Annotated in this window: 24 protein-coding genes; 17 read left to right on the top strand and 7 right to left on the bottom strand. The window is 67.7% G+C overall.

Annotation, left to right across the window (positions count from 1 at the left end; genetic code table 11):
• Positions 1 to 13: 13 nt before the first annotated feature.
• The 5 genes from ACUTR7_RS15705 to ACUTR7_RS15685 all read left to right on the top strand — a co-directional run bounded on the left by ACUTR7_RS15705 (position 14) and on the right by ACUTR7_RS15685 (position 5,113).
• Positions 14 to 574 carry a restriction endonuclease gene (locus ACUTR7_RS15705; protein ID WP_034398227.1) on the top strand — a complete coding sequence of 187 codons (561 nt, stop codon included), beginning with the start codon at positions 14 to 16 and terminating at the stop codon, positions 572 to 574.
• 56 nt (positions 575 to 630) lie between these two features.
• The gene (locus ACUTR7_RS15700; protein ID WP_445609199.1) at positions 631 to 1,890 is read left to right on the top strand and encodes a patatin-like phospholipase family protein; all 1,260 of its coding nucleotides are present in this window, start codon (positions 631 to 633) and stop codon (positions 1,888 to 1,890) included.
• Positions 1,891 to 1,934: 44 nt separating this feature from the next.
• Positions 1,935 to 2,561: a hypothetical protein gene (locus ACUTR7_RS15695; protein ID WP_445609198.1), complete on the top strand. Its 627-nt coding sequence runs from the start codon at positions 1,935 to 1,937 to the stop codon at positions 2,559 to 2,561.
• A 188-nt stretch (positions 2,562 to 2,749) separates the two neighbouring features.
• Positions 2,750 to 4,816, top strand: coding sequence for a methionine--tRNA ligase (gene metG, locus ACUTR7_RS15690; RefSeq protein ID WP_071954515.1), 2,067 nt, complete (start codon positions 2,750 to 2,752; stop codon positions 4,814 to 4,816).
• A gap of 12 nt (positions 4,817 to 4,828) precedes the next feature.
• Positions 4,829 to 5,113, top strand: coding sequence for a hypothetical protein (locus ACUTR7_RS15685; RefSeq protein WP_017404252.1), 285 nt, complete (start codon positions 4,829 to 4,831; stop codon positions 5,111 to 5,113).
• Between the two features lie 2 nt (positions 5,114 to 5,115).
• Here the strand turns inward: ACUTR7_RS15685 and ACUTR7_RS15680 are convergent, their stop codons facing one another.
• Positions 5,116 to 5,766 (bottom strand): YitT family protein, encoded by a 651-nt coding sequence (locus tag ACUTR7_RS15680; protein WP_063327090.1) that lies wholly within the window; start codon positions 5,764 to 5,766, stop codon positions 5,116 to 5,118.
• 164 nt (positions 5,767 to 5,930) lie between these two features.
• Positions 5,931 to 6,428: an outer membrane protein assembly factor BamE domain-containing protein gene (gene bamE / locus ACUTR7_RS15675; RefSeq protein ID WP_012203765.1), complete on the bottom strand. Its 498-nt coding sequence runs from the start codon at positions 6,426 to 6,428 to the stop codon at positions 5,931 to 5,933.
• Positions 6,429 to 6,474: 46 nt separating this feature from the next.
• Between bamE and ACUTR7_RS15670 the strand changes: the two genes are divergently transcribed.
• The 10 genes from ACUTR7_RS15670 to ACUTR7_RS15625 all read left to right on the top strand — a co-directional run bounded on the left by ACUTR7_RS15670 (position 6,475) and on the right by ACUTR7_RS15625 (position 13,523).
• Positions 6,475 to 6,678, top strand: a complete 204-nt coding sequence (locus ACUTR7_RS15670) for a DUF3460 family protein (protein WP_012203764.1) — start codon at positions 6,475 to 6,477, stop codon at positions 6,676 to 6,678.
• A 75-nt stretch (positions 6,679 to 6,753) separates the two neighbouring features.
• Positions 6,754 to 7,620, top strand: coding sequence for a segregation and condensation protein A (locus ACUTR7_RS15665; protein ID WP_013803906.1), 867 nt, complete (start codon positions 6,754 to 6,756; stop codon positions 7,618 to 7,620).
• A gap of 59 nt (positions 7,621 to 7,679) precedes the next feature.
• On the top strand, positions 7,680 to 8,318 hold the full coding sequence (gene queE / locus ACUTR7_RS15660; RefSeq protein WP_192367094.1) for a 7-carboxy-7-deazaguanine synthase: 639 nt from the start codon (positions 7,680 to 7,682) through the stop codon (positions 8,316 to 8,318).
• 8 nt (positions 8,319 to 8,326) lie between these two features.
• The gene (locus ACUTR7_RS15655) at positions 8,327 to 8,692 is read left to right on the top strand and encodes a 6-pyruvoyl trahydropterin synthase family protein (RefSeq protein ID WP_012203761.1); all 366 of its coding nucleotides are present in this window, start codon (positions 8,327 to 8,329) and stop codon (positions 8,690 to 8,692) included.
• A 143-nt stretch (positions 8,693 to 8,835) separates the two neighbouring features.
• Positions 8,836 to 9,216: an aspartate 1-decarboxylase gene (panD, locus tag ACUTR7_RS15650; RefSeq protein ID WP_012203760.1), complete on the top strand. Its 381-nt coding sequence runs from the start codon at positions 8,836 to 8,838 to the stop codon at positions 9,214 to 9,216.
• Positions 9,217 to 9,243: 27 nt separating this feature from the next.
• Positions 9,244 to 10,566 carry an adenosylmethionine--8-amino-7-oxononanoate transaminase gene (gene bioA, locus ACUTR7_RS15645; protein WP_445609197.1) on the top strand — a complete coding sequence of 441 codons (1,323 nt, stop codon included), beginning with the start codon at positions 9,244 to 9,246 and terminating at the stop codon, positions 10,564 to 10,566.
• Complete coding sequence (gene bioD / locus ACUTR7_RS15640) at positions 10,563 to 11,264, top strand: dethiobiotin synthase (RefSeq protein WP_043790591.1); 702 nt, start codon at positions 10,563 to 10,565, stop codon at positions 11,262 to 11,264. Before bioA ends, bioD begins: the two co-directional genes overlap by 4 nt.
• Complete coding sequence (gene bioF, locus ACUTR7_RS15635) at positions 11,261 to 12,478, top strand: 8-amino-7-oxononanoate synthase (protein ID WP_445609196.1); 1,218 nt, start codon at positions 11,261 to 11,263, stop codon at positions 12,476 to 12,478. Before bioD ends, bioF begins: the two co-directional genes overlap by 4 nt.
• A gap of 31 nt (positions 12,479 to 12,509) precedes the next feature.
• The gene (locus ACUTR7_RS15630; RefSeq protein ID WP_012203756.1) at positions 12,510 to 12,869 is read left to right on the top strand and encodes a 5-carboxymethyl-2-hydroxymuconate Delta-isomerase; all 360 of its coding nucleotides are present in this window, start codon (positions 12,510 to 12,512) and stop codon (positions 12,867 to 12,869) included.
• A 15-nt stretch (positions 12,870 to 12,884) separates the two neighbouring features.
• Positions 12,885 to 13,523 (top strand): tRNA-uridine aminocarboxypropyltransferase, encoded by a 639-nt coding sequence (locus ACUTR7_RS15625; RefSeq protein WP_445609195.1) that lies wholly within the window; start codon positions 12,885 to 12,887, stop codon positions 13,521 to 13,523.
• Between the two features lie 48 nt (positions 13,524 to 13,571).
• On the opposite strand, the gene ACUTR7_RS15620 is transcribed toward ACUTR7_RS15625, so the two are convergent.
• From ACUTR7_RS15620 to ACUTR7_RS15600, 5 genes are all read right to left on the bottom strand, one after another.
• Complete coding sequence (locus ACUTR7_RS15620; protein ID WP_013803913.1) at positions 13,572 to 14,555, bottom strand: Bug family tripartite tricarboxylate transporter substrate binding protein; 984 nt, start codon at positions 14,553 to 14,555, stop codon at positions 13,572 to 13,574.
• 138 nt (positions 14,556 to 14,693) lie between these two features.
• Positions 14,694 to 15,329 carry an aminotransferase class IV gene (locus ACUTR7_RS15615; protein WP_445609194.1) on the bottom strand — a complete coding sequence of 212 codons (636 nt, stop codon included), beginning with the start codon at positions 15,327 to 15,329 and terminating at the stop codon, positions 14,694 to 14,696.
• Between the two features lie 14 nt (positions 15,330 to 15,343).
• The gene (pabB, locus tag ACUTR7_RS15610) at positions 15,344 to 16,513 is read right to left on the bottom strand and encodes an aminodeoxychorismate synthase component I (protein WP_445609193.1); all 1,170 of its coding nucleotides are present in this window, start codon (positions 16,511 to 16,513) and stop codon (positions 15,344 to 15,346) included.
• Positions 16,514 to 16,702: 189 nt separating this feature from the next.
• Positions 16,703 to 17,014 (bottom strand): DUF4148 domain-containing protein, encoded by a 312-nt coding sequence (locus ACUTR7_RS15605; RefSeq protein ID WP_013803916.1) that lies wholly within the window; start codon positions 17,012 to 17,014, stop codon positions 16,703 to 16,705.
• Between the two features lie 221 nt (positions 17,015 to 17,235).
• Complete coding sequence (locus tag ACUTR7_RS15600) at positions 17,236 to 17,961, bottom strand: Crp/Fnr family transcriptional regulator (protein ID WP_043781030.1); 726 nt, start codon at positions 17,959 to 17,961, stop codon at positions 17,236 to 17,238.
• Positions 17,962 to 18,126: 165 nt separating this feature from the next.
• Between ACUTR7_RS15600 and ACUTR7_RS15595 the strand changes: the two genes are divergently transcribed.
• Both ACUTR7_RS15595 and ACUTR7_RS15590 read left to right on the top strand, forming a co-directional pair.
• Positions 18,127 to 19,356: an ATP-binding cassette domain-containing protein gene (locus ACUTR7_RS15595; RefSeq protein ID WP_445609192.1), complete on the top strand. Its 1,230-nt coding sequence runs from the start codon at positions 18,127 to 18,129 to the stop codon at positions 19,354 to 19,356.
• A gap of 3 nt (positions 19,357 to 19,359) precedes the next feature.
• The gene (locus ACUTR7_RS15590) at positions 19,360 to 20,922 is read left to right on the top strand and encodes a hypothetical protein (protein WP_445609191.1); all 1,563 of its coding nucleotides are present in this window, start codon (positions 19,360 to 19,362) and stop codon (positions 20,920 to 20,922) included.
• Positions 20,923 to 20,947: the final 25 nt, after the last annotated feature.

The following is a 20,947-nucleotide window of genomic DNA, read 5'->3' as shown; positions in this document are numbered from 1 at the left end:
CGTGAAATTCAAGATGGCCCACAACTCCCTGTTCGCGATCCTGCTGCGCTCGCGCTGGTGGATCAGCATCGCGCTGGCCGCGCTGGTGACCCTGGTGTCCACGGCGCTGCTGCCCAAGGACATCGCGCCGTTCGCCGCCATCACCGCCCTGCCCTTCTTCGGCATAGGCTGCGTTGCCGCCTGGCGCCAGCTGCGCGCGCCCAGCCCCGCCAAGGTGGAGCAGGCCCTGGAGATCGCCGCCCAGCAAAGCTGGCGCGAGTTCGCCGATCGGCTCGATCGCGCCTGGCAGGCCGAGGGCTACACCGTGACCCGCCTGTCCGACAAGGACGGCGCCGACTTCGTGCTGGAACGCGAAGGCCGCACCACCGTGGCCAGCGCCAAGCGCTGGAAGGCCGGCGTGCACGGCATGGAGCCGTTGCGCGCCCTGCTGGCCGCAGGCCAGGCGCGCGATGCGGCCACGGTCTGCTACCTGTCGCTGCAGCCGCCGGCCGAGAATGCAGCCGCCTGGGCCAAGCAGCAGGGCATCGCCCTGATCTCCGGCAAGGACCTGGGCTCCCTGCTGGCCAAGGCCTGATCCCTTCGGGGTCATCCCCCGATCTGATGACGGCCGGCGCGCGGCACACTCCAGGCATGCCCGATGCCGCGCCCTCACCCGACTCCAGCCTCCCTCCCCCCAGCACCGGACTGCTGCTCAGCGGCGGCGGCGCCCGCGCCGCCTACCAGGCCGGCGTGCTGGAGGCCATTGCCGAGATACGCCGCGCCTGCGGCCAGCAGCATGGCCCCAATCCCTTCCCCATCCTGGTCGGCACCTCGGCTGGCGCCATCAACGCGGCGGCCCTGGCCTGCGGCAGCGACCATTTCGACCGGGCCGTGCGCCGCATGTCGCGCATCTGGCGCAACCTGCGGCCCGAGGACATCTACCTGTCCGACTCGCTGAGCGTGCTGCGCAGCGGCGCACGCTGGCTGACCCTGCTGTCCCTGGGCTGGGCCCTGGCGCGCTGGGGCCGCATGCGTCCGCGTTCGCTGCTGGACAACCAGCCGCTGGGCCGGCTGCTGTCGCGCGGCCTGGTTCCGCTGGAACGCCTGCCGCAATTGATCGCGGGCGGCCACCTGCGCGCGCTGGCGGTGTCCGCCTCCAGCTACACCACCAGCGAGCACGTGACCTTCTGCCAGGCGCAGGACCAGCTCCAGCCCTGGGTGCGCAACCAGCGCAAGGCCGCCGCCGCCCAGATCACGCACGCGCACCTGCTGGCGTCCTCGGCCATCCCCTTCATCTTTCCGGCCACGCCGTTGCCGCTGGACGGCGCCACCGAATACTTCGGCGATGGCTCCATGCGCCAGACCGCGCCGCTGGCGCCCGCCATCCACCTGGGCGCCGAGCGCATCCTCGTCGTGGGCGCGGGCCGGCGCACCGAGCCGCCGGCCAGGCCGCCGCCAGAAGGCGCAAGCTACCCGTCGCTGGCCCACATCGCGGGCCACACGCTGTCCAGCATCTTCCTTGACGCCCTGTCCCTGGACGTGGAGCGCGCCGAGCGCATCAACCAGACGCTGGCCCTGATCCCCCCCGCCGACCGCGAACGCAGCCGACTGCGCCCGCTGCAGTTGCTGGTCATCTCGCCGTCCGAGCGCATAGACGCCATCGCCGCGCGCCATGTGGGCCAGCTGCCGCTGCCCATGCGCACCCTGCTGGGCGCCCTGGGCGTGCGCCAGGACGCCAGTGACCCGCGCGGCGCCGCCCTGGCCAGCTACCTGCTGTTCGAGCGCAGCTTCACCCGCGAACTCATGGCACTGGGCCGGCGCGACGCGCTGGCGCGGCGCAGCGATATCGAGCAGTTCCTGGGCTGGCAGCGCGTGCCGGCCGCAAGCGCACCCATCTTCCCGAGCGCATAGGACGCCGCGATTTCAGGCCTCTCAATATCTGAACAATCGGAAAAATGAAGCAAAACACCGCCGAGTTGCGCAAGAACTTCGAAAAAAGGCTGATTGAATTCCTGAAGAAAGAGCTCTCCCATCTTTCAGGCACGAAGTTCACAAGGAACAGAATCAACATCACCAGGAAAGAATCCGGTGCCGTTGCCAACATTCACTTTGAATATCTGACCAACACCCGGTCGTATGAGGCCACCATCCTCGTGGAGCAGCCCGTACTGCAGGCAGCAATCGCGCAAATGGCCCCTCCTTACCCGTCGAACCTGGCAAACGCGAGGTTCGTTTACAGCATGTCGACCACCAGCGAAAAAGACGCCTGCATCGACCTGCCAACGACCGAACAGGGCATTGAAAATGCATGCAGGCGAATGCTTGCTCTGCTCAACGGCACTTACCTTCCCATCGTTCTCAATGCACTCGAGACAGGCCCGGCCATGGTGGACGACATCCTGGCAAGACCCAAGTACTACTCCCATCCCGTTCCCTTGATTTTCACGGTCTTGAAAATCAATGGAATACAGGCCAGCGAAGAGTCCCTGGCCAGGATCCTGAGCGAGCAGACCCTTGGCTACACCAATCATCACGAATTGAAGAATGCATTCCATCAGCACCTGGCGAGCACATCGGGCTGACGTTTCTCCCAAGTAGAAGAACCCGTCTCACCGTCCAAGAAGAACATGGATGGTTTTCGTTCCCGTCACGCAAAAGCCCCGGCCGCACCTTGACGAAGGACCGCGGCAGGCGCGCCAAAAAGCCATCGCCGCCCCACAACCGCCCAGCCCTTCTAGAATGTCAGGTTCCCCCGAGAAAGCCGCCATCCATGACCGCACGCAAACTCTTCGTCACCACCGCCCTGCCGTACGCCAACGGCAACTTCCACATCGGCCACATCATGGAATACATCCAGGCCGACACCTGGGTGCGTGCGCAGCGAATGCAGGGCAACGCGGTCAACTTCGTGGGTGCCGATGACGCCCACGGCGCGCCCATCATGATTGCGGCCGAGAAGGCCGGCAAGACGCCCCAGCAGTTCGTGGCCGACATCGCCGCAGGCCGCAAGCAGTACCTGGACGGCTTCCACATCGCCTTCGACAACTGGCACAACACCGACGCGCCCGAGAACCATGTGCTGGCCCAGCAGATCTACAGGGACCTGAAGGCTGCCGGCTTCATCGAGACGCGCACCATCGAGCAGTTCTTCGACACCGAGAAGAACATGTTCCTGCCCGACCGCTTCATCAAGGGCGAATGCCCGCGCTGCCACGCCAAGGACCAGTACGGCGACAACTGCGAGGTCTGCAGCGCCGTCTACGCGCCCACCGACCTGATCAATCCCTACTCGGCGCTGTCCGGCGCCAAGCCCGTGCTCAAGAGCTCGGAGCATTTCTTCTTCAAGCTGTCGGACCCGCGCTGCGTGGAGTTCCTGACCGAGTGGACCCAGGACGGCCAGCATGTGCAGCCCGAGGTGGCCAACAAGATCAAGGAATGGTTCGGCGTGCGCACCAACCCGGACGGCACGACCAGCGAGGGCCTGGGTGACTGGGACATCTCGCGCGACGCGCCCTACTTCGGCATCGAGATCCCCGATGCGCCGGGCAAGTACTTCTACGTCTGGCTGGACGCGCCCGTGGGCTACCTGGCCTCGCTCAAGAACCTGCTGGACCGCCGCGGCGAGGACTACGAGGCCTACATGGCCGACCCCACGCTGGAGCAGTACCACTTCATCGGCAAGGACATCATCACCTTCCACACGCTGTTCTGGCCCGCCATGCTCAAGTTCAGCGGCCGCAAGACGCCCACCAAGATCTGCGTGCACGGCTTCATGACCGTGAACAACGGCGAGAAGATGAGCAAGAGCCGCGGCACCGGCCTGGACCCGCTCAAGTACCTGGGCCTGCAGATGAACCCCGAGTGGCTGCGCTACTACCTGGGCGCCAAGCTCAACGGCAAGAATGAAGACATCGACTTCAACCCCGATGACTTCATGGCCCGCGTCAACTCCGACCTGATCGGCAAGTACGTGAACATTGCCTCGCGCGCCGCCGGCTTCATCGCCAAGCGCTTCGACGGCAAGCTGGGCACGGTCAGCGAAGACGGCCAGGCCCTGCTGGCCCAGCTGCGCGGCCAGAGCGAGGCCGTTGTCCAGGCCTTCGAGAACCGCGACACGGCCCGCGCCGTGCGCGAAATCATGCAGCTGTGCGACCGCGTCAACGAATACGTGGATGCCAACAAGCCCTGGGAGCTGGCCAAGCAGGAAGGCATGGACGCCCGCCTGCAGGACGTGTGCACCACCTGCATCGAGGCCTTCCGCCTGCTGACCATCTACCTGAAGCCCATCCTGCCGGCCGTGGCCGAACAGGTGGAAGGCTTCCTGAACGTGGCGCCGCTGCAGTTCGCCGACGCACAGAACCTGCTGGGCGCCGGCCATGCCATCGGCCTGTACAAGCACCTGATGCAGCGCGTGGACGTCAAGCAGCTGGAGGCTCTCTTCGAGGCCCCGGAGCCCGTGGTCGAGAAGGTCCTGCCCGGCGGCGAGGAAATTGCCGAAACCATCAGCATCGACGACTTCGCCAAGGTGGACCTGCGCATTGCCAAGATCGTGGAATGCAAGCCCGTGGAAGGCTCGACCAAGCTGCTGCAGCTCACGCTGGACGTGGGCGAAGGCAAGACACGCAACGTGTTCTCCGGCATCTCCAGCATGTACCAGCCCGAGCAACTGCAGGGCAAGCTCACCGTGATGGTGGCCAACCTGGCGCCGCGCAAGATGAAGTTCGGCATCTCCGAAGGCATGGTGCTGGCCGCCAGCCACGCCGATGAAAAGGCCAACCCCGGCATCTACGTGCTGGAGCCCTTCCCCGGTGCCACACCTGGCATGCGCATCCACTGAAGCAAGGCATCCATGTCCCGCAAGCCCTCACGGTCCCCGGCCCTGGGGGCTTTTCTTTGCCTGTGCGCCAGCGCCCTGCTGTCCGGCTGCACCGTGGTGGCCGTGACGGCCACGGCGGTCAGCGTCACGGCCTCGGCCGTGGGGCTGGCCGCGGATGCGGCTGTGGGCACGGCAAAAATCGTCGGCAAGGGAGTGGGCAAGGCCGTCGATGCGATGAGCGATGACGGGGCAGCCGCAGACAACAGCGGCATCACGGTCCGCTACCGCACGCCCGATGGGCAGCCCTTGACGCCCTGAGGCTACTGCCCGGCGTAGCGCCCGGGCCGGTGGCTCACGGCCAGGAACACGCCCATGATCACGGCCGCCAGCACCGACCAGGCCACGCGCTCGAAGGGCACGACCCACAGCGCCAGCAGCACCACGCAGCAGTCGATGGCCATCTGCACCTTGCCGGCGCGGATGCCGTAGCGGTCCTGCAGGTAGAGCGAGGCAATGGTGGCGCCGCCCAGGCTGGAGCGGTGGCGCGCCAGGAACAGCAGGCCCGAGCCCATGAGCAGGCCGCCCGCAATGGCGGCAAAGGCTGGGTGCAGGTAGTCGATGTGGATGAGGCGCGGCCCCATTTCGGTGATCAGCGACAGCGCGCCCACGCAGATGAAGGTCTTGACCGTGAAGGTGCGGCCCACGCGCGTCCAGGCAAACCAGTAGAACGGGATATTGATCGCGAAGAAGACCAGGCCGAACGGCCAGCCCGTGGCGTAGTGCAGCACGAAGGCCAGGCCCGCCGTGCTTCCCGTCAAAAGCCCCGCCTGGGCGAACATCATCATGGCGATGCCCACGAACAGGGTTCCGGTGAAGAGGGCCTGGACATCCTCGAAGAGGCCATGGCGCAGCGAAGCGGTGGCCGGGACAGGCGCAGCAGGCGCGGCAGCGGGTAGGGAAGGCGTGGACATTGTCGGGGTGATGACAGATCTATCGTCGCAAAGGCCCCGGTTCGGGGCCTTCACCGTACCCATGGGGTGTCATAGGTACAAACCCGGATTCTAGAGATTGTTGCCCCGGCGCGCTGTGGCGTGCAGGGTACAGCGCATCGCAGGATGCTTGCAGGGGCCTGCTGTCAGGCGCCGCCGTGCAGTTTCTCGCGGCCGGCGCTACGCAGCACGCGGCCGTCGGGGCCGAAGGTCACGGTGAACTCCATGTCGCGCGTGGGGGGATCGATGTAGTTCCAGTCCCAGTCGGTTTCCTGCTTGAGCTGGTAGGGCGTGATCTTGGCGGGCTTGCCCAGCATGCGGCGCACCTGCTCCTCGTCCATGCCGGGGCGGATTTTCTCGAAGTTGTGCGGCGCCAGCACCTGGCGCAGCGCGCTCATGCGGCCATCGGTGCCGATGGTGATCATGTAGTTGCGGCTGCCGGCAGGCTGGCGGTTGTACTCGAAGGTGCGCGAGCCGTCGGGCTCGGTCCAGATGCGTTCGGGCTCGCCAAAGCGGGCGCGGACGTCGGCCTCGGTGGACAGGCCTTCTTCGAGTTCCTTGATGTTTTGGGGATCGCAGCCGGGCAGCGAGAGCATGCCCATCACGGCCACGGCAACCCCCAGAAGACGGGAGACTAGGTTCATCGGCGGTGTCCCGGTAAAATCACGCGATTCAAGAGGTTATCAGACTATGTCATTCTTTCGCCGCCCCGACTATCGCTCCGACGCCACCAACTTCATCAATGACCTGAAGAAGCAAAAGCCCGAGCTGCCCAGCCAACAGCTGGCCGGCCGCTCGCTGCTGTGGGACAAGGACGTGAACCACGAAGTCTGGGAAGACCTGCGCGCCGGCCGCGTGGACCAGAAGCCCTACGTCTACCAGACGAACTCCTGATTGCCCATGCGATGAAAAGTCAGCCTGTTCCCACCGTGCACCCTGCGCATGCGGCATTCGCCCAGGCAGCAAGGCATGGCCGAGGCTGAATCCGCGCTGGCGCCTGCGGGCGCCTCCGCCACATCCCCCCCTCCTGGCGACGGCACCCCGGTCGTGATCGACCAGGTGGCTTTGGCGCGCCTGTACGGCGAGCCGCTGTTCGCCCTGCCGCAGGACCTGTACATCCCGCCCGATGCGCTGGAGGTCTTCCTCGAAGCCTTCGAAGGGCCGCTGGACCTGTTGCTGTACCTGATCCGCAAGCAGAACTTCAACATCCTCGACATTCCCATGCTGGACGTGACGCGCCAGTACATGCGCTATGTCGACGAGATCCGCAGCCGCAACCTCGAACTGGCGGCCGAGTACCTGCTGATGGCGGCCATGCTCATCGAGATCAAGTCGCGCATGCTGCTGCCGCCCAAGAAGCAGGAAGGCGGCGAAGAGGCCGAGGACCCGCGCGCCGAGCTGGTGCGCCGGCTGCTCGAGTACGAGCAGATCAAGCTCGCTGCCCACCAGCTCGGCCAGGTGCCGCACTACGGGCGTGACTTCCTCAGGGCCCAGATCCACATCGAGCAGAACCTGCAGCCACGCTTTCCCGATGTGGACGTGGCCGAGCTGCAATCGGCCTGGCGCGACATTCTCAAACGCGCCAAGCTTGTGCAAAGCCACAAGATCACGCGCGAGGAACTCTCGGTGCGCGAGTACATGAGCCAGGTGCTCAAGGCCCTGCAGGGCCGGCGCTTCGTCGAGTTCGAGACCCTGTTCCAGCCCGAAAAAGGCTCGACCGTGCTGGTCGTGACCTTCATCGCCCTGCTGGAGCTGGCCAAGGAAACGCTGATCGAGATCACCCAGGCCGAAGCCTTTGCGCCCATCTACGTGCGCCTGGCCTATACGCCCGTCTAGCGGGCACGGATACAGGCACGCGCACACCGACAGGCCGGCTCCACCGGCCTCCATGCACCATGACTTACAGCGTCAAAGAAATCTTCTACACCCTGCAGGGCGAGGGCGGCCAGGCCGGCACGCCGGCCATCTTCTGCCGCTTTGCAGGCTGCAACCTCTGGACCGGCCGCGAGCAGGACCGCGCCAGCGCCATCTGCCAGTTCTGCGATACCGACTTCGTGGGCACCGACGGCACGCTGGGCGGCAAGTTCGCCACGGCCGACGCCCTGGCCGAACGCATCCTGTCCCAATGGCCGGCCGGCGACAGCCAGCACCGCATGGTGGTGCTGACCGGGGGAGAGCCCCTGCTGCAGGTGGACGAGCCCCTGATCGCGGCCCTGCATGCGCGCGGCTTTCGTATTTCCGTGGAAAGCAACGGCACGGTGGCCGCGCCCGAGGGCATCGACTGGCTGTGCATCAGCCCCAAGGCCGGCGCCGAATGGGTGCAGCGCAGCGGCCAGGAGCTCAAGCTGGTCTGGCCGCAGCCCGGCTTCGATCTGCAGGCCATCGAGGCCGGCACCCGTTTCGACCGCTATTTCCTGCAGCCCATGGACAACGTCCTGCAGGCCGACAACACGGCCGCCTGCATAGCGCAATGCCTGCAGCGCCCGGCCTGGCGCCTGAGCCTGCAGACCCACAAGCTCACCGGCATCCGCTGATTTTTGCCATGCAGTTCACCGTACACCAGCGCTTTTTCTTCGATGCCGCCCACACGCTGGAGCGCGCCATCGAGACCGAGAGCAGCCGCCGCATCCACGGCCACACCTACTATGCCGAGGTCAGCGTCACCGGCCCGCGCAATCCGGACAACGGCATGGTGATCGACCTGGGCTACCTGCGCTCGCGCCTGAAGACCCTGGGCGACGCGCTGGACCACCGCTTTCTCGACGAAATCCCCGGCCTGGGCAAGCCCACGCTGGAAAACCTGTGCCTGTTCATTGCCGATTCCCTGGCCGACCTGCAGCCCGCTCCCAGCCGCATCCGCGTATGGCGCGACAGCATCGGCGATGGCTGCGTGCTCGACCTGAACTGAAGCCAGGCCCCGCAGCAGCGCCGCTGCCGTTGAACAACTTCACGGCCTTCATGGGATTTCTCCTTCGCATATAGACTTGGTGGCTTTTTTTGCCAGCCCAGGCCCCATCAAGACCGCGCAAAGCGCCCCTCGAGAGACAGAACATGTTCCGCACCCTGCTCAAATCCAAGATCCACCGCGTCAAGACCACGCAATGCGAGCTGCACTATGAAGGCTCCTGCGCCATCGACGAGGACCTGCTGGACGCCGCCAACATCGTCGAGAACGAGCAGGTGCACATCTGGAACATCGACAACGGCGAGCGCTTCGTCACCTATGCCATCAAGGGCCAGCGCGGCAGCGGCATGATCTCGGTCAACGGCTCGGCCGCGCGCCGCGCTGCCGTGGGCGACCTGCTGATCATTGCCTCCTTCGCCCAGGTGCATGAGACCGACGTGGCCACGCACCAACCGCAGCTGGTCTTCGTGGACGATGCCAACCGCCAGGTCGAACTGCGCCACCACGTTCCCACGCAGCAGCTGTAAGCTGCGCTGCGGTGTGACAATCGCGCGATGACTCAATCGCTTGCCGCCCGCAGCCTTGCGGCTGTGTGGCACCCCTGCACCCAGATGAAGCGGCACGAGGCCGCGCCCCCCATCGCCATCGCGCGCGCCCAGGGGCCCTGGCTCCACGACACCGAAGGGTGCCGCTACCTGGATGGCGTCAGCTCCTGGTGGGTCAACCTCTTCGGCCACAGCCATCCGCACATCCAGGCCGCGCTCACCGACCAGCTCGCCAGGCTTGACCATGTGATGCTGGCCGGCTTCACGCACGCGCCCGTGGTGGAGCTGTCCGAACGGCTGGCCACGCTCACCGGCCTGGGCCATGCCTTCTACGGCAGCGACGGCGCATCGGCCACCGAGATCGCCCTCAAGATGAGCGCGCACTACTGGCGCAACCTGGGCCGCCCCGCCAAGAGCCGCTTTGCAGGCCTGGCCGGCGGCTACCACGGCGAAACCGTGGGCGCGCTGGCCGTGACCGACATCCCCCTCTTCCGCGAAGCCTATGCCCCCCTGGTGCGCCTGGCCGACACCGTGCCCAGCCCCGATGCACGCGGCGCGCAAGGCGGCGAAAGCCCGGTCGATGTGGCACGGCGCGCCGCCGAAGGCCTGCGCCAGTGGCTGGAGCAGCACCACGAGACGACGGCCGCCCTCATCGTCGAGCCGCTGGTGCAGTGCGCGGCCGGCATGGCCATGCACGACCCCGAATACCTGCGCCTGGCGCGCGCCCTGTGCGACCGCTACGAGGTGCACCTGGTGGTGGACGAGATCGCCGTGGGCTTCGGCCGCACGGGCAGCATGTTCGCCCACCAGCAGGCCGGCATACGGCCGGACTTCATCTGCCTGTCCAAGGGCCTGACGGGCGGCACGCTGGCCCTGTCGGCCGTGCTGACCACCGAGACCGTCTACGCCGCCTTCTACGACGATTCCGTGGCGCGCGGCTTCCTGCACTCGCACTCGTACACCGGCAACCCGCTGGCCTGCCGTGCGGCCCTGGCCACGCTGGAGCTGTTCGAGCAGACCGATGCCATCAACGCCAACCTCGCGCTGGCGCAAAGGCTTGACGGCGCCTTCGCCCCTTTGAACCAGCACGCCCGCGTGCGCCACGCACGGCGCCAGGGAATGATCTGGGCCTGGGATGTGCAGACCTCGCTGCCCGACTTCTCGCGCCGCTACAGCGCAGCCGCACTGGAGCGCGGGCTGCTGCTGCGCCCTATCAGCAACACCCTCTACGCCATGCCGCCCTATTTGCTGGACGAAGAGGCCATGCAGCACCTGGCGGCCAGCGCGCTGGCCGCCCTTGAAGACACCCTGGCCGAGGAGAACCATTCGTGAACGCCCACCGCACCATTGGCTGCTTTGTCACCGGCACCGACACGGGCGTGGGCAAGACCCTGGCCTCCTGCGGGCTGCTGCATGCGCTGGCCCGCCACCATGCCCGCGTGGTGGGCATGAAGGCCGTGGCCGCAGGCGCCGAGCCCGACGGCCACGGCGGCTGGGCCAATGAGGACACGCTGGCGCTGCGCGCCGCCTCCACCCTGGCCGTGCCGCCCGAACTGGACAACCCCGTGCTGCTGCCCGATCCCATGTCGCCGCACATCGCCGCGCAGCGTGCGGGCCGCTCCATAGAGATCGCACACATCGTGGACAGCTACCGGCGCCTGGCCGAACAGGCCGACGCCGTGGTGGTGGAAGGCGCGGGCGGCTTTCTCGTGCCGCTGTCCGACCAGCTCTCGGGCGCTGACCTGGCCTGCGCGCTGGACCTGCCCGTGGTCATGGTCGTGGGCCTGCGGCTGGGCTGCCTGAACCACGCCGCCCTCACGGCCGAGGCCATCCGCGCGCGCGGACTGCGCCTGGCCGGCTGGATTGCCAGCCGCGTGGACCCCGCCATGCTGGTGCCCGAGGAAAACATGGCCTGGCTGCGCCAGCACCTGGACCGGCAACTGCAGGCACCGCTGCTGGCCGACATCCCCTTCCAGCAGCACCCCGACCCGCGCGCCACCACCTATACCCTGCCGGAGCAATGGCAATGAGCGGCTCCTGGCTGGACGACATCCCCGCGCGCATCGCCGAGCTCGACGCGGCCCACCTGCGCCGCCGCCGCCGCGCCACGGCGCCGCTGCAGGGCGCCGCCAGCGGCGCCCACATGGAGGTGGACGGCCACCCCATGCTGGCCTTTTGCAGCAACGACTACCTGGGCCTGGCCGGCCACCCCACCCTGGTGCGCGCCGCCTGCGCGGGCGCCCAGGCCTTTGGCGTGGGCTCGGGCGGCTCGCCCCTGGTCAGCGGCCACAGCACGGCCAACGCCGCGCTGGAGGAACAGCTGGCGCGCTTCGTGCAACTGCCGCGCGCGCTCTACTTCTATGCGGGCTACGCCACCAATGCCGGCATCGTGCCGGCCCTGGTGGGTGCTGGCGATGCCCTGTTCTCCGATGCGCTCAACCACGCCTGCCTGATCGACGGCGCCCGCCTGTCGCGCGCCCAGGTCCACCGCTATGCCCATGCCGACCTGACCGATCTGGCCGCGCAACTGGCCGCCAGCACGGCCCGCCGCAAGCTGGTCATCAGCGATGCCGTGTTCAGCATGGACGGCAATGTGGCCGACATCCGCGGACTGCTGGCGCTGTGCGAGCAGTACGACGCACTGCTGCTGCTCGACGACGCGCATGGCTTCGGCGTGCTGGGCCCCCAGGGCCGGGGCAGCCTGGCCGAGGCGGGACTGACGGGCGCAAACGCCTCGCCGCGCGTGCTCTACATGGCCACCCTGGGCAAGGCCGCTGGCGTGGCCGGTGCCTTTGTCGCGGGCAGCGACATGCTGGTCGAATGGCTGCTGCAAAAGACGCGCAGCTACATCTTCGCCACGGCCGCGCCGCCCATGCTGGCCAGCGCGCTGCAGGCCAGCGTGGCCCTGATCGAGGCCGAGGACGAGCGCCGCGAGGCCCTGGCCGAACGCATTGCCGAGCTGCGCGCCGGCCTCACGCCGCTGCTGGCGCGCACGGGCTGGCAGCTGCTGCCCTCGCGCACCGCCGTGCAGGCCCTGGTCATAGGCTCCAACGCCACGGCCCTGGCCGTGATGGAAGGCCTGCGCGAGCGCGGCCTGTGGGTGCCCGCCATCCGCCCGCCCACCGTGCCCGAAGGCACGGCGCGGCTGCGCATCGCGCTGTCGGCCTCCCACACGCGCATCGACGTGCAGCTGCTGCTGACGGCGCTGGACGAGGTCTCGCGCCTGGCCCCACCCCTACCCTGAATCCCTCTTCACCACCGGAACGGAGACATCCATGCCCCATCTCTACGTCGAATACACCGACAACCTCGCCGGCCTGCCCGGCCAGCAACTGCTGACCGAGCTCAACGCCTTCGTCTGCGGCCACCCCAGCATCCTGGACGAGGCCGACGTCAAGGCCCGCCTGCTGCCGGTCAGCCAGTTCGAGATCGGCTCGGCACCCGCCAACCGCGGCTTCGTCCACGTGCAGCTGCGCCTGCTGGCGGGCCGTACCGACACGGCCAAGAAGGAACTGTCAGAAGGCATTGCCGCGGTGCTGCGCCGCCTCACGCCCCAGCCGGCCGGCATGATGGTCCAGCTCAGCGTGGAAATCGCCGACATGGACAAGCCCAGCTACTACAAGGGTCGCCTGTAAGGCAGGCGCCGGGCCTTGTCCGCCGTGAGCACCCGCGCACGCTGCGCGCAATGCCTGCGCCCTGAGCGCACCTGCCTGTGCCCCCTGGTGCAGCCGGTGCCGCATGCGGTGCAGCTGCTGGTGCTCCAGCATCCCGAGGAAGAACTGCAGGCCAAGGGCACGGGCCGGCTGCTGCACCTGTGCCTGCCCGCCAGCCGCCTGGCGGTGGGCGAGGCCTTCGAGCCAGCGCAGTTGCAGGCACTGCTGCACGCGCCCTGGCAGTCGGGCGACGCCCCGCGGCAGGCCGTACTGCTCTATCCGGAAACGCCGCACGGCGACCAGCTGGGCCTGGCCAGGCAAGCGCCCTGGCCGCAGCCCGCGCCATGCCCCGAGGACCTGCGCCTGGTGGTGCTGGACGCCACCTGGCGCAAGAGCCGCAAGATGCTCTACCTCAACCCCGGCCTGCAGGCCCTGCCGCGCCTGGCACTGCAGGGCGACCTGCCCGCCTCGCGCTACGGCGCCCTGCGCAAGGCCCATGCGCCGGGCCAGCTGTCCACGCTGGAGGCAGCGGCCTGCGCGCTGCAACGGCTGACGCCTGCCGGCCCGTCGCTGCAGCCGCTGCGCGATGCGTTCGAGGGGCTGCTGGCCCTGCATGCCCTGCACAGGCCCGAATGAAAAAACGCCTCGGGGAGCGAGGCGTTTTTCATGGCGGCCGGCCCTGCTTCAGTTTTCCGGCGTGATCTTGGCGAACTTGACCAGTTCGGCGTACTTGCCCATGTCGGTACGGATGATCTGGGCCAGGTTTTCGTCGCCCGTGGGGGCAATGATGCCCGCGCCTTCCAGGCGCGCGCGCATCGCCGGATCGGCCAGGCCCGCCTTCAAGGCCTTCTGCAGGCTGGCCACCACATCGGCAGGCAGGTCCTTGGGTCCAGCCAGCCCGAACCAGCCGCTCAGCGCGTAGCCCTTGAGCGCCGCGTTCTCGCCCAGTGCGGGCACGTCCTTCATCATGGCGATGCGGTGGGCCGTGGTCACGCCCAGGGCCTTGATCTTGCCGCTCTGGATGAACGGAGCCGCCACCGAGGGAGAGACGATGGCGAAATCCAGATTGCCGCCCGCCAGGTCGCTGGTCATCGCGGCCGATCCCTTGTAGGGCACATGGACGATGTCCACCCCGGCAATCTTCTTGATCAGCTCGCCCGAGAAATGCGGCGTGGACCCGATGCCCGGGCTGCCGTAGCTGTACTTGCCGGGATGGGCCTTGGCCAGGGCGATGAACTCGTCGATGGTCCGGGCCGGCATCTTGGTGCCGGCCACCCACAGGTTGGGCAGCACGCCGGTCAGCGCGATGCCGGTCAGGTCCGTGGCCGGGTCGTACTTCTGCGCGGCGTTGACGAACTTCGTTCCCGCCAATTCGTTGCTGGAACCTGCGAGCAAGGTATAGCCGTCGGCCTTGGCACCGACCACGCGCTGCGCGGCCACCACGCCGGCGGCACCGGGCACGTTGTCGACCACGACGGTCGCATTGAGGTGCTTGGCCAGGATGTCACCCACCACGCGCCCCACCAGGTCGACCGAGCCGCCTGCCGCGTAGCCGACGACGACGCGAATGGGCTTGTTGGGATAGGTGGTCTGGGCGCACAGCGGGCCCGCCGCCAGGACAGCCGCGGCGCTGATCAGCGCGCGGCGGGAAATACGGAATTCATGCATGGATCGATCTCAGGGGAGACAGGCATCAGCCAACAATCAAAATGATATTGCTCAACAATATTCACCGATTGTCTGACATTGCCATCCGCAATCCATCCCTGAAAACCATGAGTTCCGCCCGTGGCCCTAGCCTGCAGTTCAGCGCAGAACCGCCGGCAGCCAGCCGCGCAGGCTGTTGACGAAGGCCCAGCCCTGCACGCGCGGCAGATCGTCCAGCCGCACCGGGTGCTCCGCCACGCGGCCCTCGTCCAGCGCCACCGCGCGGCCCACGCCGGGCAGCAGGCCGCTGGACAGCGGCGGGGTCACCCAGCGGCCCGCCAGCAGCACGGCGATGTTGCCGCGCGTGCCCTCGGTGATCTCGCCGTCCTCGTTGTGGAGCACGGTGTCGAACACCGAGGCATCGGTGGGCTGCAGGCTGTCGTAGTGCGCGCGGCGCGAGGTCTTGAAGCGCACCCAGTCGCCATGCGCCACCGCATTGGCGATGGGCCGGCCGGCCAGCGCCAGCCGAACAGGCGTGGCGGAAGGCGGCAGCGGCGCCGCCTGGGTCTGTATCCGCCCCGTGGCATCCAGCGCCAGGCGCACGCGCCAGTGGCCGCTGGCGTGCGCCTGGCGCAGCTGCTGCAATGCCTGCTCCAGCACGGCATCCGTGCAGGGCCGGCCGAAATGCCGCGCCGCGTCCTGCATGCGCGTCACATGGCGCTGCAGGTGGATGAAACCGCCATCCCGCAGGGCCAGGGTTTCCAGAATGTCGAAATCGAAGTCCGTATCCGCCATGGCTGCACGCCCTTTCACACCTTGTCCAGAAAAGCCCTCTTGTGGCGCCATTCCTGCCATTCGGCAGGCGCCTCGGCGCCCGAGGTGATGCCGCTGCCGATGCCGCAGCGCAGTTCCGTGCCACGCGCCACCACCGTGCGTATGGGCACATTGAAGGTGGCGTGCACGCGCCCCGCGGCGATGCCGGGCCGCACCACGCCCACGGCGCCGCAGTACACGCCGCGCGGACCCGATTCCAGCTCGTGGATGAGCCGCATGGCTTGGCGCTTGGGCGCACCCGTGATGGAGCCGCAGGGAAACAGCGCCGCAAACACGTCCGCCAGGCCGGTGCCGGGCCGCGTGCGCGCCTGCACGTCGGACGTCATCTGCCACACGGTGGGCAGGGGTTCGGCATGGAACAGGCGCGGCACCTGGACGCTGAAAGGCTCGGCAATGCGCGAGACATCGTTGCGCAGCAGGTCCACGATCATCACGTTCTCGGCCCGCTCCTTGGGCGAGGACCGCATGGCCTGGACATTCGCCTCGTCCTGTGCAGGCGTGGCGCCACGGGGCGCCGTGCCCTTCATGGGGCGCGTGAGGATGCGCTCGCCATCCCAGTCGAAGAACAGCTCGGGCGAGACGGACAGCACCTGCTCGTCGCCGCTGTCCATGCAGGCCACGTAGCCACCGGGCTGGGCACGGCGCAGCGCGGCGAACAGCGATGGGATGTCTCCCAGCAGCCGGCCCATGAACTGGGCCGTGTAATTGATCTGATAGCAGTCACCGGCCGCAATCGCCTCGTGGATGCGCGCAATGGCGGCATCGAAATCGGCGCGCTCCAGGCCGGGCTGCCATTGCACCCGAGATTGCACCTGAGATTGCGCCTGAGGGCCGGTATCGAATGCATCCGCGTCTTCAGGCCAGGGCCGGGGGCCGTCGAAGACGGCAAACCAGGCCAGCGGCTCGCCTGGCGGCGTGGCATGCAAGGCGCCCGCGTAGGCCGCGTCAAAGGCCGCCGCCGCCTCGTAGCGTACCCAGCCCAGGCACCACAGGCCGGCCTGGGCGGCCTGCTGCACGGCGTCAAGCACACCGCGCACCTGCTCGGGCGCATGGGCTGCCAGGCTGCGCAGCGGCGGCCCGAAGCCATGGCGCAGCCGGGCGGCCGAACCGTCATGGGGGTTGGGAAAATCGATCAGAAACTTCACAAAACGGCCGTCAACGCATGCTGTACTTGCATCAGCAGCTTCGCTATCGATAGCAGCCACTGACACGGGGCCGCCCAGTGTAGAGCGAGGGAAACAAAAAAGCGCCCCGAAGGGCGCCAAACCAAGCATCCCGAAAGGACGCTTTCCACCAACAGGCCCGGCACCAAGCCGGACCCATATCCATTCAAATCACTTCTGCGTGACGGTGTGCTGGCCTTCCAGGCGGGCCACGGCCTCACGGTAGGCGGGGCCGCTGCGCAGTTGCTGGTAGCGGGCCAGGCCGCGCTGGTATTCGGCCGAGTTGTAGCTGATGTCGCGGTCTGCCGAGGGCGAGGGCAGGTAGGTCATGCCCGCCTGGTGCCACATTTCGAGGTCGGCCAGCACTTCGGCGCGGCTCAGGCCTGCGGTGGCGGAGGACGAGGGGGAAACGGCTTCTTGGGCCATTGCAGTGCCGGCGAGGCCCAGGGTCAGGGCGGCCAGTGCAGCGGAGAGGGTACGCATGTCAGATCCTTTCAAAAGGCCGCTCGGCATTCATTTCCTCACGGCATGGACGTACTATGCGGCGCTGCAGCATTCTTCGTCTGTGCGTTTTCTCACGTGTTTTCGCATCCGGCCCGGGCGGCCCGCTGCCTTTTCACCCGTGCTCCCCTCGACAGAAGGCGAATTCACGCGTTCCTGAAACAGTGTTTTTCGCGGCTTGAAACAGCCGCGGCAGACAAGGCTCAGCGCGCTTCCTCGAGCAGCACGCGCAGGCCTTCGACATGGCAGATGCGCAGGTTGCGGCCTTCACGCCGCAGCAGGCCCAGGCGCACCAGGCGCGACATCTCGCGCGCCACTTCCTCGCGGCTGGAGCCCAGCATCAGGGCCAGGTCGGTCTGCCGGGGTGCGGGCGCCAGCAGGGCCTGCCCCTGGTCGATGCCCGCGCGCTCGGCACGTTCCAGCAACTGGGTATGCAGGCGGCTGCGCACCGACAGCGTTCCCAGATCCACCATGCGGCGCGCCAGCGCCACGGCCAGGTCGCTGAGCCGGCCGATGAAGGCGCGCAGGACCTGGGGCTCGTTCATGAGCAGGGCTTCCACATCCTCATGGGCCAGCGAGGCAATCAGGCTGGGCACGCCTGCCTCCACCACCAGGGGCATGGCCGTGCAACCCACCTGCTGCTGCGGCAGGCCGCCGAAGAACACGCCCTGGGCAATCTCGCCCAGCGTGAGCCCGCGCCCGTTGGGGGCATAGCTGCTGACGCGCAAGCCGCCCTGCACGAGCATGTAGAGACGCTGATCGGTGTACGCGCCCTCCAGCGTCTGGTGAAGCGCCAGATGCTGCCAGCGGCATTGCGCCGCCAGTTCGGCCAGGCGCTCGTCGGTCAGGCTTTGCAGCACATGGACCTGGCGCAGGCCCTGCCAGGCCACGGCGGGAAGAAGCGGAGATGTCTGTAAGGAACCGGACATGGTGCAACACCGTTGAAGCGCATCCGCAGGGCCTGTGCGGGCCCTGTCGTCCGTCGCGGGAAGTACAGCATAGCGGGATCGCATAGACTCGTCGCGCGCCGGGAATCGCACTGTCCGGCTCCCCGGATGGCCGCACCGCGCAGCACAGAAAAAAGGGAGGGCTTCATGGAATCGAGCATCGAATCGGCACGACCACCCGCGCGCCCGCAGGCCACCGTGGCGGCCTGGGCGCAATCCGTGGAACAGGCGATCGCCAGCCAGCAATGGCATGGCGCGTGGCGTGCACTCATAGACGCCGCCCTGCCGGCCGAAGCCGCCGTGCAGCAGAGCCTGCTGACTGCGCTGGACGCCTGGGATGGCCTTGCGGCCGATTCCGGCGCAGAGCCACGCCGCGCGCTGGTGCAGCAGGCCTTCGATGCCCTGCATGCCGCCCATGCCCCGGGCCAGGCGCTGCAGGCCGACTCCGCACCTTCCCGCGCGCACCGTGCGCACCGCGCGTACCGTGTACAGGGACGGCAACTGGTCAAGCGCTACCGGCGCGGCGGCTTTGCGCTGGGGCCAGTGGATGTGGCCGTCGAGCCCGGCACCATCCTGGGACTGGTGGGCGAGAACGGCAACGGCAAGACCACCTTGCTGCGCCTGCTGGCCGCCGATCTGGCGCCCGACGCAGGGCAGCTGGACTGGGGCGTTCCCGCCGCCGATGCCTACCTGCTGCGCACCCAGCTCGCCTATATCCCCCAGCGCCCGGCCGTCTGGGGCGGGCGCCTGATGGACCATCTGCAATTCGCCGCGCGCAGCCATGGCGCCGTGGGCCAACGCAACATCTGCCTGGTACAGCTGGTCATCGCGCAGCTGGGGCTGCGCGCCTTCCGGGGCCACCAGTGGAAACAGCTGTCCTCGGGCTACAAGATGCGCTTCGAGCTGGCGCGCGCCCTGCTGTGCCGGCCGCGCGTGCTGCTGCTGGACGAGCCCCTGGCCAATCTGGACATCAACGCCCAGCAGACCCTGCTGACCGATCTGCAGTCGCTGGCGCGCTCGCCCTGGCAACCCATGGCCCTGGTGCTGAGTTCACAGCAGCTGTACGAGGTGGAAAAGGTGGCCGACCAGGTGCTGTTCCTGGAGCAAGGCCAGCCGCGCAGCGTTCAGCAGAGCTTTGCCGCCATGGAAGGCTGCGCCATCGAGTTCGAGACCGGCTGGGCCATGGCGCAACTGAAACCCTGGCTGGACCGGCTGCCATCCCATACGCACCAGCTCAGCGGCCAGACCCATATCGTGAGCTTTCACGTGCCGTTCACGGCAGCGCAGTTCCTGGCGCAGGCCGTGCAGGCACAGATGCCCGTGCGCTATTTCCGCGACATCACCGCATCCACCCGCCGCCTGTTCGTGAGGGACTGAGCCATGCCACGTTTTTCCGATATGACGAACCGCTGGGACCAATGGGTGCTGATGCGCTGCCCCCTGCTGTGGCAGCTGCGCCTGCACTGGTATCTGCCGCTGGCGCTGCTGTGGTGCGTGCTGGTGCTCGGCGTTTGGATGCAGTGGATGGCCGAACCCGCGCGCTGGATGGGCTCCCTGCCCGGCGTTGCGTCCACGGCCCGGCAAACGCCCGAGCAATTGGCACTGGACATCGGCTTCGTCGTGGCCTGGATCGTGGCGATCGGCCTGGCGCTGTGGTGGTTGCTGCGCGTGCGCATCCACAACCGCTGGCGCGAACACGCCCCCGTGGGCCGCTGGGGCCTGTGGTGGGAGTACCTGTGGGGAGCCTTGTTCCTATCGCTGTTGTTCGCGCCTGCGATCGCCTTTTCGCCCATCTATGAAATGCGGATGCAGCGCCAATGGTCGGACACGGATGTCAGTGCACAGATCCAGACTGTCGAGCAAGTCGCCGCCCTGGAGGCGCTTGTCGCGCCACGCCAGGCGGCCATGCTCGTGGAATGGATACGTGTGCTGCGCGAGGAAGAGGTCGATCCGGCGAAGTACCCGAGCATCCAGGCCCTGGTCTGGTTGATGCGCGGAGACCATGCCGCGATTGCCGCGACACTCGAGCGCTACGGCCAGCCATTGCAGGCCAGAGGCTATGTGCGCCAGTCTGCCAGCTCCGCCCAGGACGAGGCGGAGCACCTGCTGGCCAGCTACCGCAGCGCGCTGCAATCCCCCCTGGCCGAGGAATGGCGCGCCTACCTGGCCGCGAACCCGGAACCAGGGAATGGCGAGAAGGCATCCAGAGCGCAGAACTCCAACTGCAAACCAGCCCTGGGTCGCAGCAGGCCTTTGGATCTGGAGCCGGATCCGCGCAAATGCTTCGGTACCTATCTGGCCCAGAGCAACCGTGAGTGGCTCATGCTGCTGGAGATGTTCGACAGCCGGTGGAGCCCGCTGCAGCATGTGCAATGGAAGCACGCGCGCTACGGCTTGGCCCTGCCGGCCTACCAGGAAAGCCATCTGCGGCGCGCTGACAGGTCCCGCGACGACGAATGGCCAAGGATGTCCCAGTTGCTGGCGGCCGCCAGCGCTGGCTTTTTCCTCGCCTTGGCCCTGGTGCTGGTGCGCCTGATGCCTGCCATGCAGCTGGTGGCCTGGGGCGCATGCCTGGTCCTGACCTTGCTTGGCAGCGTGCTGGCCGGGATGCTGGGAATCACCAACCTCTATGTGCTGGGGCTGTTTCCAGCCGCGCTGATATCGGTCGCCTGGCTGCGCATCCGTGTGCTCAAGCGCCCCTGGGCCGGCGCGGTCCTGCTGGCCCTGGGCATGTCGCTGGCCCTGATATGGCTCGCCGCCGCCTGGTCCAAGTGGTCCGCACTGCTGTTGCCCCAACCCGCCGGCAGCGCAGGCCCTTGGACGGATACCCAGCACTGGCTGGACCTGCTGATGGGCGCGCCTGCCGTGGCAGCCAGCACGGCCATGCTCGTGGCCCTGCTGTCTCCGCTGTGGCGCCGATGGCGTGGCCTGCCCGAAAGGTGACGGAAAAGCAAAGGACAGCTCAGGG

It is taken from the genome of Delftia sp. NA_296.1 (genome assembly GCF_052692095.1).
The sequence above is the reverse complement of the archived record's forward strand: the minus strand, read 5'-3'. Positions and strand labels throughout refer to the sequence as shown.

Excerpts from the sequence above, each read along its gene's own strand:
- ACUTR7_RS15680 (WP_063327090.1), bottom strand. The coding sequence starts at position 5,766 with ATGTCCACGCCTTCCCTACCCGCTGCCGCGCCTGCTGCGCCTGTCCCG.
- ACUTR7_RS15595 (WP_445609192.1), top strand. The coding sequence starts at position 18,127 with ATGGAATCGAGCATCGAATCGGCACGACCACCCGCGCGCCCGCAGGCC.
- ACUTR7_RS15705 (WP_034398227.1), top strand. The coding sequence starts at position 14 with ATGGCCCACAACTCCCTGTTCGCGATCCTGCTGCGCTCGCGCTGGTGG.
- ACUTR7_RS15600 (WP_043781030.1), bottom strand. The coding sequence starts at position 17,961 with ATGTCCGGTTCCTTACAGACATCTCCGCTTCTTCCCGCCGTGGCCTGG.
- panD (WP_012203760.1), top strand. The coding sequence starts at position 8,836 with ATGTTCCGCACCCTGCTCAAATCCAAGATCCACCGCGTCAAGACCACG.
- ACUTR7_RS15630 (WP_012203756.1), top strand. The coding sequence starts at position 12,510 with ATGCCCCATCTCTACGTCGAATACACCGACAACCTCGCCGGCCTGCCC.
- ACUTR7_RS15670 (WP_012203764.1), top strand. The coding sequence starts at position 6,475 with ATGTCATTCTTTCGCCGCCCCGACTATCGCTCCGACGCCACCAACTTC.
- queE (WP_192367094.1), top strand. The coding sequence starts at position 7,680 with ATGACTTACAGCGTCAAAGAAATCTTCTACACCCTGCAGGGCGAGGGC.
- ACUTR7_RS15655 (WP_012203761.1), top strand. The coding sequence starts at position 8,327 with ATGCAGTTCACCGTACACCAGCGCTTTTTCTTCGATGCCGCCCACACG.
- ACUTR7_RS15605 (WP_013803916.1), bottom strand. The coding sequence starts at position 17,014 with ATGCGTACCCTCTCCGCTGCACTGGCCGCCCTGACCCTGGGCCTCGCC.
- metG (WP_071954515.1), top strand. The coding sequence starts at position 2,750 with ATGACCGCACGCAAACTCTTCGTCACCACCGCCCTGCCGTACGCCAAC.
- bioA (WP_445609197.1), top strand. The coding sequence starts at position 9,244 with ATGACTCAATCGCTTGCCGCCCGCAGCCTTGCGGCTGTGTGGCACCCC.
- ACUTR7_RS15695 (WP_445609198.1), top strand. The coding sequence starts at position 1,935 with ATGAAGCAAAACACCGCCGAGTTGCGCAAGAACTTCGAAAAAAGGCTG.
- bamE (WP_012203765.1), bottom strand. The coding sequence starts at position 6,428 with ATGAACCTAGTCTCCCGTCTTCTGGGGGTTGCCGTGGCCGTGATGGGC.
- ACUTR7_RS15615 (WP_445609194.1), bottom strand. The coding sequence starts at position 15,329 with ATGGCGGATACGGACTTCGATTTCGACATTCTGGAAACCCTGGCCCTG.
- ACUTR7_RS15685 (WP_017404252.1), top strand. The coding sequence starts at position 4,829 with ATGTCCCGCAAGCCCTCACGGTCCCCGGCCCTGGGGGCTTTTCTTTGC.
- ACUTR7_RS15620 (WP_013803913.1), bottom strand. The coding sequence starts at position 14,555 with ATGCATGAATTCCGTATTTCCCGCCGCGCGCTGATCAGCGCCGCGGCT.
- ACUTR7_RS15590 (WP_445609191.1), top strand. The coding sequence starts at position 19,360 with ATGCCACGTTTTTCCGATATGACGAACCGCTGGGACCAATGGGTGCTG.
- ACUTR7_RS15665 (WP_013803906.1), top strand. The coding sequence starts at position 6,754 with ATGGCCGAGGCTGAATCCGCGCTGGCGCCTGCGGGCGCCTCCGCCACA.
- ACUTR7_RS15700 (WP_445609199.1), top strand. The coding sequence starts at position 631 with ATGCCCGATGCCGCGCCCTCACCCGACTCCAGCCTCCCTCCCCCCAGC.
- bioF (WP_445609196.1), top strand. The coding sequence starts at position 11,261 with ATGAGCGGCTCCTGGCTGGACGACATCCCCGCGCGCATCGCCGAGCTC.